The sequence below is a fragment of the Bradyrhizobium sp. SZCCHNGR1005 genome (genome assembly GCF_032489995.1).
Lineage (GTDB): Bacteria > Pseudomonadota > Alphaproteobacteria > Rhizobiales > Xanthobacteraceae > Bradyrhizobium.
This window is the reverse complement of record NZ_JAUEZC010000008.1, coordinates 17269-31386: the sequence shown is the minus strand read 5'-3', so window position 1 is coordinate 31386 and position 14118 is coordinate 17269. Positions and strand designations below refer to the sequence as shown.

14 protein-coding genes and 1 tRNA gene are annotated in these 14118 nt (G+C 63.5%); 5 read left to right on the top strand and 10 right to left on the bottom strand.

Annotated elements, in window-relative coordinates:
* Window positions 1-75: 75 nt before the first annotated feature.
* Window positions 76-795: a hypothetical protein gene (locus tag QXZ85_RS27215; protein ID WP_316175290.1), complete on the top strand. Its 720-nt coding sequence runs from the start codon at window positions 76-78 to the stop codon at window positions 793-795.
* Window positions 796-850: 55 nt separating this feature from the next.
* Here the strand turns inward: QXZ85_RS27215 and QXZ85_RS27210 are convergent, their stop codons facing one another.
* Window positions 851-1063, bottom strand: a complete 213-nt coding sequence (locus QXZ85_RS27210) for a DUF3126 family protein (RefSeq protein ID WP_006611186.1) — start codon at window positions 1061-1063, stop codon at window positions 851-853.
* A gap of 249 nt (window positions 1064-1312) precedes the next feature.
* Window positions 1313-2140, bottom strand: a complete 828-nt coding sequence (cysE, locus tag QXZ85_RS27205; protein WP_315705086.1) for a serine O-acetyltransferase — start codon at window positions 2138-2140, stop codon at window positions 1313-1315.
* 524 nt (window positions 2141-2664) lie between these two features.
* Between cysE and QXZ85_RS27200 the strand changes: the two genes are divergently transcribed.
* A complete protein-coding gene (locus QXZ85_RS27200; protein ID WP_315741390.1) occupies window positions 2665-4053 on the top strand; it encodes a hypothetical protein in 1389 nt (462 codons plus the stop codon).
* A gap of 1 nt (window position 4054) precedes the next feature.
* On the opposite strand, the gene QXZ85_RS27195 is transcribed toward QXZ85_RS27200, so the two are convergent.
* On the bottom strand, window positions 4055-4807 hold the full coding sequence (locus QXZ85_RS27195; protein WP_315705084.1) for an alpha/beta hydrolase: 753 nt from the start codon (window positions 4805-4807) through the stop codon (window positions 4055-4057).
* A 43-nt stretch (window positions 4808-4850) separates the two neighbouring features.
* Window positions 4851-5990: a hypothetical protein gene (locus QXZ85_RS27190; RefSeq protein WP_315768172.1), complete on the bottom strand. Its 1140-nt coding sequence runs from the start codon at window positions 5988-5990 to the stop codon at window positions 4851-4853.
* A 278-nt stretch (window positions 5991-6268) separates the two neighbouring features.
* Between QXZ85_RS27190 and QXZ85_RS27185 the strand changes: the two genes are divergently transcribed.
* Complete coding sequence (locus QXZ85_RS27185; protein ID WP_315705082.1) at window positions 6269-6511, top strand: zinc-finger domain-containing protein; 243 nt, start codon at window positions 6269-6271, stop codon at window positions 6509-6511.
* A gap of 7 nt (window positions 6512-6518) precedes the next feature.
* The gene (locus QXZ85_RS27180; RefSeq protein WP_316175291.1) at window positions 6519-7721 is read left to right on the top strand and encodes an FAD-dependent monooxygenase; all 1203 of its coding nucleotides are present in this window, start codon (window positions 6519-6521) and stop codon (window positions 7719-7721) included.
* Between the two features lie 27 nt (window positions 7722-7748).
* Here the strand turns inward: QXZ85_RS27180 and QXZ85_RS27175 are convergent, their stop codons facing one another.
* Window positions 7749-8231 (bottom strand): hypothetical protein, encoded by a 483-nt coding sequence (locus QXZ85_RS27175; protein WP_315741393.1) that lies wholly within the window; start codon window positions 8229-8231, stop codon window positions 7749-7751.
* A gap of 263 nt (window positions 8232-8494) precedes the next feature.
* On the opposite strand from QXZ85_RS27175, the gene QXZ85_RS27170 reads away from it, so the two are divergent.
* Window positions 8495-8581 (top strand) — tRNA-Leu (locus tag QXZ85_RS27170).
* A gap of 84 nt (window positions 8582-8665) precedes the next feature.
* Here QXZ85_RS27170 and QXZ85_RS27165 read toward each other — a convergent pair.
* The 5 genes from QXZ85_RS27165 to QXZ85_RS27145 form a co-directional block, all read right to left on the bottom strand.
* Window positions 8666-9325 carry a glutathione S-transferase family protein gene (locus QXZ85_RS27165; protein ID WP_315762031.1) on the bottom strand — a complete coding sequence of 220 codons (660 nt, stop codon included), beginning with the start codon at window positions 9323-9325 and terminating at the stop codon, window positions 8666-8668.
* Window positions 9326-9339: 14 nt separating this feature from the next.
* On the bottom strand, window positions 9340-9819 hold the full coding sequence (locus QXZ85_RS27160; RefSeq protein ID WP_315704995.1) for an SRPBCC family protein: 480 nt from the start codon (window positions 9817-9819) through the stop codon (window positions 9340-9342).
* On the bottom strand, window positions 9812-10144 hold the full coding sequence (locus QXZ85_RS27155; RefSeq protein WP_315704994.1) for a metalloregulator ArsR/SmtB family transcription factor: 333 nt from the start codon (window positions 10142-10144) through the stop codon (window positions 9812-9814). The genes QXZ85_RS27160 and QXZ85_RS27155 overlap by 8 nt, the downstream gene beginning before the upstream one ends.
* 129 nt (window positions 10145-10273) lie before the next feature.
* Window positions 10274-11881 (bottom strand): ABC transporter substrate-binding protein, encoded by a 1608-nt coding sequence (locus QXZ85_RS27150; protein WP_315704993.1) that lies wholly within the window; start codon window positions 11879-11881, stop codon window positions 10274-10276.
* 523 nt (window positions 11882-12404) lie between these two features.
* Complete coding sequence (locus QXZ85_RS27145) at window positions 12405-14018, bottom strand: ABC transporter substrate-binding protein (RefSeq protein WP_315768315.1); 1614 nt, start codon at window positions 14016-14018, stop codon at window positions 12405-12407.
* Window positions 14019-14118: the final 100 nt, after the last annotated feature.

Genomic DNA, 14118 nt, shown 5'->3' with positions numbered 1-14118 from the left:
CGGGTGAAGTTCTCCGGAATGCCACGCCTCCGTGGCATAGTCCGCGCTGATTCGATCCGGAGCCTTCTTTCGCTGATGACGATGTTTTCGGCAAACCAACGCCGCAGCCGCACGATGGGCGCCCCGTTGAGCCGTTACGCCCACGCCCTGCCGATCGCGGCGGGGGGACTGCTCGCGACCGCGGCACTCGCCCTGGTCGCCTATCTGCTGTGGCCGACCTGGGGCGCGGCCCCGTTGAAAGGCCCCGATCAGCTGCCCGTCAGCGTCGGCGGCACACTGTTCAACGTCCCGACCGCGGCGGTCCGCATGAAGATCCAGCGCCATAGCGGACCACAGGAACGGGTCGATCTCGGCTTCGCCTATCCCTCGCTGTCCGCACCCGAGACGCCACGGCATGTCAGCGTCGAGCAGCTGGACGAGGGACCGCAACCGATCGACCGCATTTTCGTGTCAATCGCGGCCCATCACGACGCCCTCTCGCCGGAGACACGGTTGCGCACCATCTATCCGCGTTATCTGGATCCGGCCATCGTGTCGGTGCAGGATGGCTTGACGATGCGCAGCTTTCGCGCCGGCACGCCCTACGAGAGCGAAGATCTGTTTCAGGCGGAGCAGCCGCCGCTCGCGGCTCGCTGTACGCGCGACGCGGCGACACCGGGGATGTGCTTGAGCGAGCGGCGCGTCGACGCTGCCGATCTCACCTTCCGCTTTCCGCGAAGCTGGTTGTCGCATTGGCAGGACGTCGCCGATGCAATCGAACGGCTGACGTCGCAGCTCCACCATGCCAAGGGATAAGTCGTACGGATAAGTCGCTCAGCTCGCACTGAGCCCCCAGCCGCGCCGCAAAGATCTATTCGACCAGATCGTCCTCGAGGATCGCCATCTGAAACTGGAACGAGCGATCATCGTCCTCGTCATCGACGAACAGCACACCGATGAATTCCTCACCGATATAGACCTCGGCCGAGTCTTCCTTCTTGGGCCGCGGCACCACGCGGATCTTGGGATTGCCGAACACGCGTTTGAGATACGCGTCCAACTTCCTGACTTCTTGAACGTCCACGGCTGTCTCCAATCGGCATCGAGGTTGCGGGATTTACGACGATATGGCGCGAACCGCCAGTGTCCCGATTCAACATTCCGATCCGCGCATCGGAACGCCGGACCGGAAGGACGCTGTGGATCACAGATTCACGCCGCCGAAACAAACGCGGCGACGATCAAATCCACAGCCCATCAACGTGGTCGCACGAAATCACGGCGTTGAAAAGCTCTTGACTCCATCTCGCCTTTGCCGGGGATCACAGACCATTCACAGACCCATGGCGTTGATCATCTGATCCATCGTCCGTGACGGTTCGGCGCAACCTGCTTCGCCGACGATCTTGGCCGGCACGCCGGCGACCGTGACGTTGTTCGGAACCGGCTTCACCACGACGGAGCCGGCCGCAATGCGCGCGCAGTGACCGACCTCGATATTGCCGAGAACTTTCGCGCCGGCGCCGATCAGTACCCCGTGCCTGATCTTGGGATGACGGTCCTCATTCTCCTTGCCGGTGCCGCCGAGCGTGACGCCGTGCAGGATCGAGACATTATCCTCGATAAGAGCGGTCTCGCCGCAGACAAATCCCGTAGCATGATCGAGGAAGATGCCGCGCCCGATCCGCGCGGCGGGGTTGATGTCGGTCTGAAACACGGCCGACGAACGGCTTTGCAGGTAGAAGGCGAAATCCTTGCGGTTCTTCCGATACAACCAGTGCGCCAGCCGATGCGTCTGAATGGCGTGAAAGCCTTTGAAATAGAGCAACGGATCGATGAAGCGTGACGTTGCAGGATCGCGGTCGTAGACCGCGACAAGATCGGCGCGGAACGCATGGCCGAGATCCGGCTCGTCGCGCAAGGCATCGTCATAGGTCTGCCGGATCAGGTCACCCGAGAGTGCGGAGTGGTCGAGCCGATCGGTGATGCGATGTACGACCGAATCTTCCAAACGGTCGTGATGCAGCACGGTCGAATAGATGAAGGTCGCAAGTTCGGGTTCGCGACGGACGATATCTTCCGCCTCTTGCCGAATCCGATCCCAGATCGGATCGAGTGCTGCCACTTTGCCGGCGTGCGGATGGGTCTGATGCATGGCCATGGGCTGCCCTCAACTTCAACAAATATCATTATAGCACGGAGCCCGCCTTGTGTCCTTCAGGCGCGCCGTCTTCGAGCCAACCTGCGTGGCATTCAAAGACCGGCGATCACGGCACTGGCAGCACCAAATTTGACACACTTCCCTGACCGGCGCGCGAACACCGCTCCGGCCAAAGAAGCGCGCAGGTCAAAGGTGGCCTTTGGGAACCGGAAATCAAGCGCTGCCCCTCCAGCGCATCAATGCTGCACTGCAAACTCCGAAAAGATGGCAGGGCGCCTCCGGTATCCACCCGACCTTTACCATCCATTACTCTGCGACTATTGATGAGCCCGCCAGTGTTCCGGCTCCGACATTCGTGTCTTCTCGGAGCATCGTCTCATACGAATGTCTGAGCCGAAGCAACGCTGGCAGCATCGATTCTGCAGTGGTCTTGGATTTGACGTTCGCTGAGCGGATCCGAGGCGGCACCGAAGCGAATGTCGATCCCACCGCACTTGGGCCCAATTCCGAGCCGCGGTGGCCAGATGGGGGATGCTGGCATCAGCAACACACAGACCCTGGATGCGCGGACGGCCGAAACCGCTTCGGTTTGGCTCCCCCTCGTCATCATTCCACTTTTCCTGGTCGCACCGGCCTTGTGGAACGGCTACCCGCTTCTGCAATGGGATACGGGCGGCTATCTGGCGCGTTGGTACGAGGGCTATCTGGTTCCCAGCCGCTCGACGGTGTTCGGCCTGTATCTGCATTACGGCGAAGCTTCGGGTTTCTGGCTCAATCTCACCTTTCAGGCATTGGCGACGCTCTGGATCCTGCAGCTCACATTGCGCGTCCTGGGATTGAGCCAGCCGTTACGGCTGCTCTGGATCGGACTGCTCTTGATCCTCACCACCGCCCTGCCCTGGCTCGCCAGCATGCTGCTGACCGACATTTTCGCGGGCCTGGCCGTGCTCGCCCTGTTCATCCTGGTCACCCAGGCAGACCGGACGTCCGGATTGGAAAAGACCGCGCTGTTCGTATTCACGGCGTTTGCGTCCGCCACCCATAGCGCCACGCTTGGCGTCCTGTTCGGGCTCTGCTGCGTCGGCTGGGTCGCCAAGCCCTTCCTTCGCGACCGGATTTCGTTCTCAGGCTTGGTGCAGGCAAGCGCCACGATCCTGGTCGGCGCGGCGATGCTGCTCGCCGCCAACGCTGCACTCTCGAGACAGTTCGCCTGGACGCCGGGCGGGGTCGGCGTCGCCTTCGGCCGGATGCTCCAGGACGGCATCGTCACGCAATACCTGCGCGACCACTGCCCGCAGCAGAAGCTCAAGCTGTGCCCTTATCGCAATGAGCTGCCGCCCACTGCCGATGACTTCCTGTGGGGCCACAGCATGTTCGACAAGCTCGGTCGCTTCGAGGGGCTGAACGACGAGATGGGTTTCATCGTCGAGCGCTCGCTCGCCGAATATCCGCTCTGGCAGGTCAAGGCGGCCGCAGTGGCCACCGCGGAGCAGCTGGTGCATGTCGCGACCGGTGAAGGCACCAACGGCTGGCTGCCGCATACCTATGGCATCATCGACCGCTATGTCCCCGCGCAGTCTCAGGCGATGCATGCCGCACATCAGCAGCATTGGGAGATCAATTTCGCGCCAGTGAACTGGCTGCATGTGCCGGTCGCGCTCGGCTCGATGCTGGCCGTGGTCGCAATCGTCGGCCACGCGATCTGGCGGCGGCGACGGGATGACGTCGCCCTGCTCGCAGCAACGGTGACGCTGGCTTTGCTCGGCAATGCGGTGATCTGCGGGGTGATCTCCGGACCGCACGATCGTTACGGTGCGCGAATAGTCTGGATCGCAACCTTCACCGGGCTGATCGCGGCCGCTCGCTATCTCTCCGGTGCGGACAAGCCGGCTCCGTCGCTGCGATCGGCGTGAGCTATTTTCGGCGTGACAGGAAGTCGATCACACCGGCCTTGTAAACCTTGTCGCCGACGGCGCGCATATGGTCGCGGTTGGGAATCTCGAGCACGTCTGCGCCGGGAATGAGCGCCCCCAGCGCCGGAGCGGACCCTGCCACTTCGTCTGCTGTACCCACGGCAATGAGTACGGGCACGTCGATGCGTCCCGCGTCCTCGCGCGACATTAGCCCGCGTGAGCCGCGCATGCAGGCGGCGAGTGCCAGCCGATCGGATCGCGTCTGATCGGCAAAAGCGCGAAACGTTCGCCCGACAGGATCTGTGACGTCGTCCAGTGATGGCGCTTCCAACGCGGCTGCGACATTCTCGCCGGGGCCGCCGCCTTCGATCATCGCCATGCCGATGCCGCCGAAGATCGCCGAGCGCACGCGGGGGGGCGCGGTCAGCGCGATGTGACCGGCGATGCGTCCGCCGAGCGAATAACCCATGATGTCGGCGCTTGCGATGCCGAGATGATCGAGCAGCGCGGTGACGTCGCTTGCCATCTCCGCAATGGAATATTGCGCGGGTTCATAAAGCTTCGTCGAGTCGCCATGGCCGCGATTGTCGAGCGCGATCACGCGCCGCCCGTCCTTGCGCAGGTCGCTGACCCAGGTCGGATAGACCCAGTTGACGTTCTTGCTCGAGGCGAAGCCGTGCACCAGGACGATCGGATCGCCCTCCCCCTCGTCCAGAAAAGCAATTTCGACTGTGCCGTTGTGAAAGCTCGGCATCGGCGATTGACCCCGAAGTTGGCGTGGAGAATGGGAGGCAAACTTAGCCGCAGCTCGCCGCCGGAGAAAGCACCGCAGCAGCGGAACCGGCCTGCGCCTGGCGAAGGCGGCGTCGCTTGCGCCGGTCGAGCCAGGATTGCGTCGCCCGCTCGGTCGTGGCCTTGATCGAGGAGAGGAACCCAAACACCATCATAAGCGCACTCAACAGCCAGAGCGCGAGGTTGAAGGTTCCCGTCAGCAGGAGCAGCGCGCCGCGACCGAGCAGTTTCAGGATCGCCCGGGTCTGGCCGCCCTTGGCTTCGGCGAGGCGCGCCGCACGCGCCACGTCTTTCGGGCCCTCGGCGAGCTTCAGCGAATCGAGCGCGCCACGGGTTCCGGACTTCTCGGTGATACGGCCGACATCCTTGGCGAGCCGCACCAGTCCACCTGCCTTTTCGGCCCGGAATGCCGCTTTGATCGCGGTCGCCGTCTCGCCGGGACGCAACACCGAGCCGGAGGCAACCGCCTGCTCGAGCGCCGGCGTATCCACCACCTCACGCGCCGAGCGGCCGGCCCACGCGGCGAGCCCCTCGCCCAGCCGGCCCGCTTTGCGGGCATCCTTCACCAGCGTCAGCCCTGCGCGCACCGGCGTTGCCGTGCCGGCCGAAACATAGGTCGCCGCGGTCACGGCCAGTCCTGCCGTGGCGAGACCCAGCACCAGCCGGTCGGTCGCCTCGCCCATCACCAGATGCTTGCCTTCGCGCACCGCATCTCGGATGTCACCGAACACAAAAAGATCGCCGGCCACGGTTCCCGAGAGGCTCGCGACATCGTCCGCCTGGCCGGTCACAAGCCCGCTGGCAAAGCGCTTGGCAAAATGTGGCGTCGAGTTTTCCGCTGCGAGCGCATCTGCCACTCGCCGGGCCTGCTCGTCGCTGACGTTCACCTGCTTGTCCTGTGCGAGCGCCAGGAAACTGCTCGCAAGATCCGCATCGCCGGCATCGAGCGCGGCGTCGATGTTCTGCGCGATCAGAGCCTCATTGTTCCGCAACAGAGAACTCAGCTGGATATCAGACAGAAGTGCAGGATCGTCCTGCGCGGCGAGCATCGCGCCGGCCTGCCGGGCGTGCGGCCACAACGCGCCGCCGATGGCCACGCTGAATGCAACTCCGGCCAGAGCCAGATTGAGTCGTCCTGCTTTCACGCCGATTCACGCCTTCTCACGGCAATTTGGCAAGACATAGTGCTCCGGTATCAAGACACAACGGCCCCGACGAAAGAAGGGCTTCTCGATCGGACCGCGATTGTGTCGAATCCACATGTAAAAATTAACGGCGAGTGTCGCGCGAAACGCGGGTTCCCCACCCTAGGAATTGCCTGCGCCCGCCAGTATGGTGCGCGCCGTTTCGACGGCGGCCACCGGAGTCCCGCGTGCTGCCCTGATTCTTGCGTCTGCTCCCGTTGCCACCCAAGGTGAACTCGATGGCCGATAACATCGTCCCGCACTTCCACAATGATGCCGGTGTTCCCGTCATTGAGATCGGCTCGCATGAGTTCATGTGCGTGGGCGCCAATCCGCCCTTCGATCATCCGCACGTCTTCCTCGACCTCGGCAACGACAAGGAGATCATCTGCCCTTACTGCTCGACGCTGTATCGCTATGCAGCCGACCTCGCGCCGGGCGAAGCGCGACCGCCGGAATGCGTGCTGAAGGACGTCGCCTGATCGAGCAGTGGCGCCATCTCGCACCATCTTCGTCGCAGGGGCCGGGATTGGCGGGCTGACCGCGGCGCTGGCGCTCGCGACCAAGGGCTTCCACGTCGTGGTGCTGGAAAAGGCCGAGCGTCTCGAAGAAGTGGGCGCCGGCCTGCAGCTCTCGCCCAACGCCAGCCGCGTGCTGATCGATCTCGGGCTGAAGCCGCGGCTATCGGCATGCGCCGTCGTTCCCGAATCGATCGCGATCATGAGCGCGCGGGCGGGCGGTGAGATCGTGCGGCTGCCGCTGGGCGAGGCTGCAAGCCGAGCGGCCGGCGCTCCCTATTGGGTGATCCACCGCGCCGACCTGCAGGGGGCGCTCGCGGCCGAGGCCATGGCTCATCCCGACATCGATCTGCGGCTCGGCTGCCAGTTCGAGGACGCCGCAGGCCACGCCAAGGGCCTGACCGTCGTCCACCGCCGTGGCAATGATCGCAGACAGGACCTCGCGCTGGCCTTGATCGGGGCCGACGGGGTTTGGTCGACTGTTCGACATCATCTGTTTCCGCAGGTCCAAGCTCAATTCTCCGGCCTGATCGCCTGGCGCGGCACGTTGGACGCCAAGCAGTTGCCGCGCGAACTGACCGCAGCCCGTGTGCAGCTGTGGATGGGGCCGGACGCCCACCTCGTGGTCTATCCGATTTCCGGCGGCCGGCAGATCAACGTCGTGGCCGTAGTGCCGGGAACCTGGAATCGGCCAGGCTGGAGCACCGAAGGCAGCGCCGCCGAGCTGATGGCTGCTTTTGCCCCACCGCGCTGGCCAAGCCCGGCGCGCATGCTGCTCAATGCGGTCGGCAGCTGGCGCAAATGGGCTCTGTTCGGCGTGCCCGAAGGCAGCGACTGGGCCGAAGGGTCGATCGCCCTCCTGGGGGATGCCGCGCACGCGATGCTTCCCTTCGCCGCGCAAGGAGCGGGAATGGCGATCGAGGACGCCGCCGTCCTGGCGAAGACGTTGAGCGAGGCGCATCTGGAGGGGCCACGCGACGTCGCCGCGGCGTTGAAAACCTATGCCAAGCTGCGCCGTCCCCGCGTGACGCAGGTGCAGCGTACGGCGCGCAGCCAGGGCCGCATCTACCACATGACCGGGCCGCTGGCGCTCGCCCGCGACCTCGCGATCAAAGCACTCGGTCCGGCGCGCCTGCTCAAGCGGCAGAGCTGGATCTATAACTGGCGGCTGTGACGCCGCCGCGGCGCAAAGGTCGACCGGTCAGTAGGTCGAGCCGTCCTTCGGCAGCGTCGTGACCGGAGCCTCTGGAACTGGCCGGCTCCCGGGCTTGGCCGGCTTTACCGACCTGACCGATTTGGCCGCCGTCTTCCCATGGGCGGAGGCTGGCGGAGATGGAGGTGTCTCCTGGCATTGGTTGCGCCGCCAAGCCTCTTCGGCAAGCTGAGACTGTCCGCGAACCGCGACGTAGTCGTTGCGATAGGCGAGCTCCGCCACCACGGTGCCGCCTGCCCCGGTTTCCGCCTTTGCCATCAAGCCCTGCAATTCGGCCGAGCGGGACGCGAGAGTCTTGCGTTCGGCCTCGAGCTGCTTGCAATCGTAAAGCTCGTACTTGGCGGGGTCGGCGAAGGCGGTCGACATGCTGTCGCTCATGCCTGCGCAAGCTCCGAGCAAGGGCGCAAGCAGCAGCAGCCCCGCAAAGGGGGCCAACAGGGATGGGGCACAGCGGTATCCGGCGACGGTCATTCCACCTCGATAGTTCATGAAGCTTAAGACATCGTCTCAAGTCCGATCCAAAGGCGCCCGTCCCACAAGGCGCCTGACCAACCAGGCAGCCCCCGATCCCAAGTCGCCTCGAAGGCCTGAGCCCGTTCTCAAGCAGGTGCAGACGTCCGGATTGAGGCTTTACCGAGGCGGCCCGGCTGGCTTAAGCATTGCGTGAGCTGCAAGGATGCTAGCAGACCTCATTCCCTTTCGCCGAATGAGGCGCTAAGTCCCTGATCTCAAATGCGGACGTGGCGGAATTGGTAGACGCAAGGGACTTAAAATCCCTCGATGGCAACGTCGTGTGGGTTCGACTCCCACCGCCCGCACCAGAATCATCTCTCGTCCGGAGCCGGTGCCGATGGACGGAAGCAAGCCGGCCACTCAAATTTCCGTCGACAAGTTCGCGCGAATTCTCACGCGGCTCGCGCGCGCTCCAGCAGCCTCTCCCAGGTCGTGGCCTGAAAGCTCGGCCGCGCTTCCAGCCGGTCGATCCAGGCTACGAGATTGGGATACGCCGCAGTGAGTGTAGCCCATTCAGGTGTCGCGGCCAGGAAGCTGGCCTGTGGCCCGGCCTGCAGATCGGCCAGCGTGAGAACATCACCCGCCATGAAGGGCTGTTCGCCGAGCAGGCGCGACAGCTCAGCGAATACGGTGCGTGCGCGCGGCATTGCCGCCTCTATGGCGGCTTCATCGGTCGCAAGTCCCAGCAGGCGCGGGCCGACGATGCGCTGAAAGACGATGACGCTGCAGACGCCCTGGAACAGATACCAATCGCTGATATTCATCACCTGATCCATCCGCGCCGCCTGCTTGGGATCGGCAGGCGTCAGGGATGGCTGGGGCAGGATCCGGTCGAGATAACGCAGGATCGCCTGGGTCTCGTAAAGCATGAAGCCGCCATGCTCCAGCACGGGGATACAGCCGAACGGATTTCGCGCCAGATGTTCCGCGGACTTCGAAGCGCCGGGGGCCATGGCCGCCAGGCGATACGATGTCTCCTTCTCTTCCAGCGCGATCAGAACGCAACGCCCGAACGGGCTTCCTGGTACGGAATGGACGACGAACTCCGACATGACGACCTCCCTGATTATGACCGACTACGCTCGGCTTCCTCGACAAAGCGCCGCATGAGTCCCGGCCAGCCGCCGTCGACATCCTTGCGCATCGAAGCGCCGGCCTCGGGGCCCATGGTCTCGAACTTATGATGCGTGAGCTCGACCCGCGTCAGCTCTGTGCCTTCGGCGATGAAGCGGACATCGACCTCCGAACGCATCGTCGCGTCCGGCTTCCATTGCGCGCTGATTTGCCAGAGCATCACGACACGATGCGGCGGCTCCCACAGGATGATCGTGGCAACCGGCGTCTCGGTGCCGTCCTCGCCGACTTCGAGCCAACGCCCGCCGAGCCGCGGCTCCATCAATACGGCTCGGATCGGTTGCTTGCCGACGCCATGCGTATGCGGCCACCAGCGAGTCAAGCCGCTGGTGAAGACCTCGAAGGCGTGGCCGATCGGCACCCGGACCAGGACCTGCTTGTGCACCGGGGCAATCGCCGCGACGTCACTCATCCCGCTTCCTCCCTTTGCTTTTTCGATGCGATCGCTCCGCCTCGATCTTGAATGCGAGCAGCGCATCGTCCCAGAAACTGTCGAGCCAATCGCGCAGTTCGGATAGGCCCTCGCGCCTCACCGAGTAGATGCGGCGTGTGCCTTCGCTACGCTCCTGAACCAGCCCCGCGTCCTTCAACACCTTCAGATGCTGCGACACTGCCGGCCGCGACACCGACAGTCCTGCCGCGATCAGCTTGACCGGCTGCGGCCCATCGCGCAGCCGTTCGAACACCTGCCGCCGCGTCGGATCGGCCAGCACCGTCAAGGCATTTTGGTAAGCCATGACTTACCGTAAGCCACGACTTACTGACCGTCAAGCGCAAACAAAATCCGCAAATGCAAAGCGCGGCGGAGATGCCCCGCCGCGCGTCTGGAAAACCATGATGTGAGTGCGAGGATCGCTCGCCCTGGATCACTCGCTCTTGTCGACGTTCCAGAACACCGGCACCGCCTGCCCTTCCAGCACGCCGGTGAGCGACTTGCGCCAGGCGCTCGGGCTGAACCATTGGCCGAGCGGAATGTAGATCACCTGGTCGTAGGCTTCCTTCTGCAGTTCGGCCGCGATCCGCTTCTGCTCGTCGAGCGTCGTGGCGCGAGCAAAGGCGTCGCGCAGCTCCTCGATCTTGGGATCATCCGGCCAGCCGAAGGAGGATTTGAGACCGCGCGCGCTGAGGAAGGTGCTGGACAGCGGGTTGCCGACATCGGCAATCACCGAATTGGTGAAGAACATGTTCCAGCCCCCCTCCTTCGGCGGCTTCTGGCTGGCGCGGCGCGTCACCACAGACTGCCAGTCGGTGGCCTGAAGATCGACCTTGAAGCCGGCGGCACGCAGTTGCTGCGCCACCACGATCGGCTGGGGTTTGAGCGTGATCGCGTCCCCCGGCGCGAGGATCACGAGCGGCGTGCCGTCATAGCCGGATTCGGCGAGCAGCTTCTTGGCCTGCTCCAGGCCATTGCCCTTGACCAGCGTCTCCGAACCGACGTCGGCCTCGAGCGGCGTGCCGCAACCGAACAAGGCGCCGCAGATCTTGTAGAATTTCGGATTGCCGACCAGCGCGTCGAGCACATCCTTCTGATTGATCGCCAGGAACGCCGCGCGGCGGATCTTCACATTGTCGAACGGCGGATAGAGGAAGTTCATGCGTCCCAAGGTCTGATAGCCGAACTTGTTCAGAACGTTCATCGTGAGGTCGGGATTCGCGGCGAGCACCGGCTCCAGATCCTGCGGCGGAAACTCCAAGAAATCGATGTCGCCGGCCTGCAGCGCGTTCACCGCGGTCTGCGCGTCGGGCATCGTCACCCACTCGACGCGATCGACCTTCACGACCTTGCCGCCCGCGGTCCAGCTCGGCGGCTCCTTGCGCGGCACATAGTCGGTGTTCTTCTCATAGACCGCCTTTACGCCGGGCTGGAATTCCGCCTGTACGAACTTGAACGGGCCGGATCCGATCTGCTCGGGGATCGGCTGATTCGCCGGTGTCTCCGCCAGCCGCTTCGGCATCATGAACGGGACGTAGGAGGACGGCTTGCCGATCGACTCCAGCACAAGGCCATAACGCTCCTTCAGCTTCAGCGTGATCGTTTTGGCGTCGGTCGCTTCCAGACTGGCCGTAAACTCCATCAGCTTCTGGCCCATCGGGTCATTGCTGCTCCAGCGCTTCAGCGAGGCGACGCAATCCTCCGCGGTCACCGGCGTGCCGTCGTGCCATTTCAGCCCGTCGCGCAAAGTGAAGGTGTAAGTCAGCTTGTCATCACTCACCTTCCAGTCCGCCATCTGCGGCTGGACCTTGAAATTGGAGTCCGTTCCCAACAGCGTGTCATAGACCATGTAGCCATGATCGCGGGTGATGTAGGCCGGCGAGAAAATCGGATCGATGACACGCAGGTCCGAATGCATGACCGCCGTGATGGTCTTCTTGGCGGCGGCGAGCGCGGGCACCGCGCTCACCGACAAGGCTATGGCAGCGGCGACGAGGCAGGACGCGAGCGCTGGAAATATCCGACGCGGATGATGTGGCATGCGATCTCTCTTAACGTGACGATGTGGAATTGATGGCGCGAAACTGATCAAGACCCGGCGATTCATTGTGCATCGCGTCCGCGCATCGACGCTGACCGATAGGCAGCGTTCTATGTCTTACGATGCCGAGACTTGCAGCTGTTCCCGCGCCCGTCAATCCGCTTTCGCCAGTCTCCAAACGCGACCTCATCCTGGCGCGATGAGATGAGATCATCATGATCACCCCTTCGTCACTCCCGCATTTTGGAACTACCTGTCCCTTCGATCATTGTCGGTGCAAGCAAAGGAGCGAGATGATGTCCGACAAATGCGCCGAACCGCAACAGCGCGAGCAAGCCCGCAGCGGCCGCACCGCGCGCGAACAGGTGCCCGCGCGAGATCGCGCCGCCGTTGGTCGTCGACGGCCTTGAAGCCGTGCGCGACAGCCATTGCTAACGACTAGCGGCCGTACGAACAGAGGCTCATAAACAAAAACACGGCGGAAAAGCTCCGCCGTGTTTTCTTCATTCCTGCGAAAAATTTGCTATTCGCTCTTGTCGATGTTCCAGAACACCGGCGTGGCGGGACCGTCGAGTACGCCGGTCAGCGACTTGCGCCAGCCGCTCGGCAGGAGATACTGGCCGAGCGGAATGTAGATCACCTGCTCGTAGTTCTCCTTCTGGATCTCGGTCGCGATCCGCTTCTGCTCCTCCGGCGAGCTCGCGCGGGCATAGTCGTCGCGCAGTTTCTCGATCTTCTCATCCGTCGCCCAGCCGAACCAACCGCCCTTGGTGCCGCGGCCGCCCACTGAGACGTTGACCACGGGGTTGGCGACGTCGGCGCCGACCCAGTTGGTGAAGAACATGTTCCAGCCGCCCTCCTTGACCGGCTTCTGGCTGGCGCGGCGCGTCACCACGGTCTGCCAATCGGTCGCCTGCAGGTCGACCTTGAAGCCGGCCTCGCGCAGCTGCTGCGCCACGACCACCGGCTGGGCCTTGAGCGTGGTCACGTCGCCCGGCGCCATGATCACGATCGGCGTGCCGTCATAGCCGGACTCCGCGAGCGCCTTCTTGGCCTGCTCCAGGCCGTTGCCCTTGATCAGCGTCTCGGCGCCGACATCGGTCTCCAGCGGAGTGCCGCAGACGAACACCGCGCCGCAGACTTTCTGATACTTCGGATTGCCGACGAGGGCGTCGAGCACATCCTTCTGATTGATTGCCAGGAAAGCTGCACGGCGGACCTTCACATTGTCGAACGGCGGCAGCAGGAAATTCATCCGTCCGAGCGTCTGGAAGCCGAACTTGTTGGAGACGTCGATCTGGATATCCGGATTGCCTTCCAGCACCGGCAGCATGTCGTAAGGCAGGTTCTCCATGAAGTCGATGTCACCCGACTGCAGCGCGTTCACCGCCGTCTGCGCGTCCGGCATCGTGATCCATTCGACCCGATCGACCTTCACCACCTTGCCGCCAGCGGTCCAGCTCGCCGGCTCCTTGCGCGGGACGTAGTCGGTGTTCTTCTCATAGACCGCCTTGACGCCCGGCTGGAATTCCTCCTTGACGAATTTGAACGGCCCGGAGCCGATCTGCTCGGGGATCTGCTGACCGGCCGGCGTCTCGGCAAGACGCTTCGGCATCATGAAGGGCACCAGCGAGGATGGCTTGCCGATCGACTCCAGCACGAGGCCATAGGGCTCCTTCAACTTCAGCACGATGGTCTTCGCATCGGCAGCCTCCAGGCTCGCCGTGAAATCCATCAGCTTCTGGCCCATGCCGTCGTTGCGGCCCCAGCGCTTCAGCGAGGCGACACAATCCTCGGCCGTGACCGGCGTGCCGTCATGCCACTTCAGGCCGTCGCGCAAGGTGAAAGTATAGGTCAGCTTGTCGTCACTGACCTTCCAGTCGGCCATTTGCGGCTGGACCTTGAAGTTCGAGTCGGTGGCCAGCAAGGTGTCATAAACCATGTAGCCATGGTCGCGCGTGATATAGGCGGTGGTGAACCCGGGATCGATGACGCGCAGATCCGAATGCATCACCGCGGTGATCATCTTCTTGCCCGATGCCGCGAGGGCGTCGGACGGCTCTGCTCCGGAGAGCGCGAGCGCCGACCAGGCAGCCCCCGCGAGCGTGAGAAGTTTCCGGCGCGAGATGTGGAACATTGATATCTCCTGACTTGGCGTAAAAGCGGTCACGACGCGGTCACTGTTTATGCATGTAGTCCGTTCTTTAGGCGAACTAACAGGCTGTAAACCCTTAGAT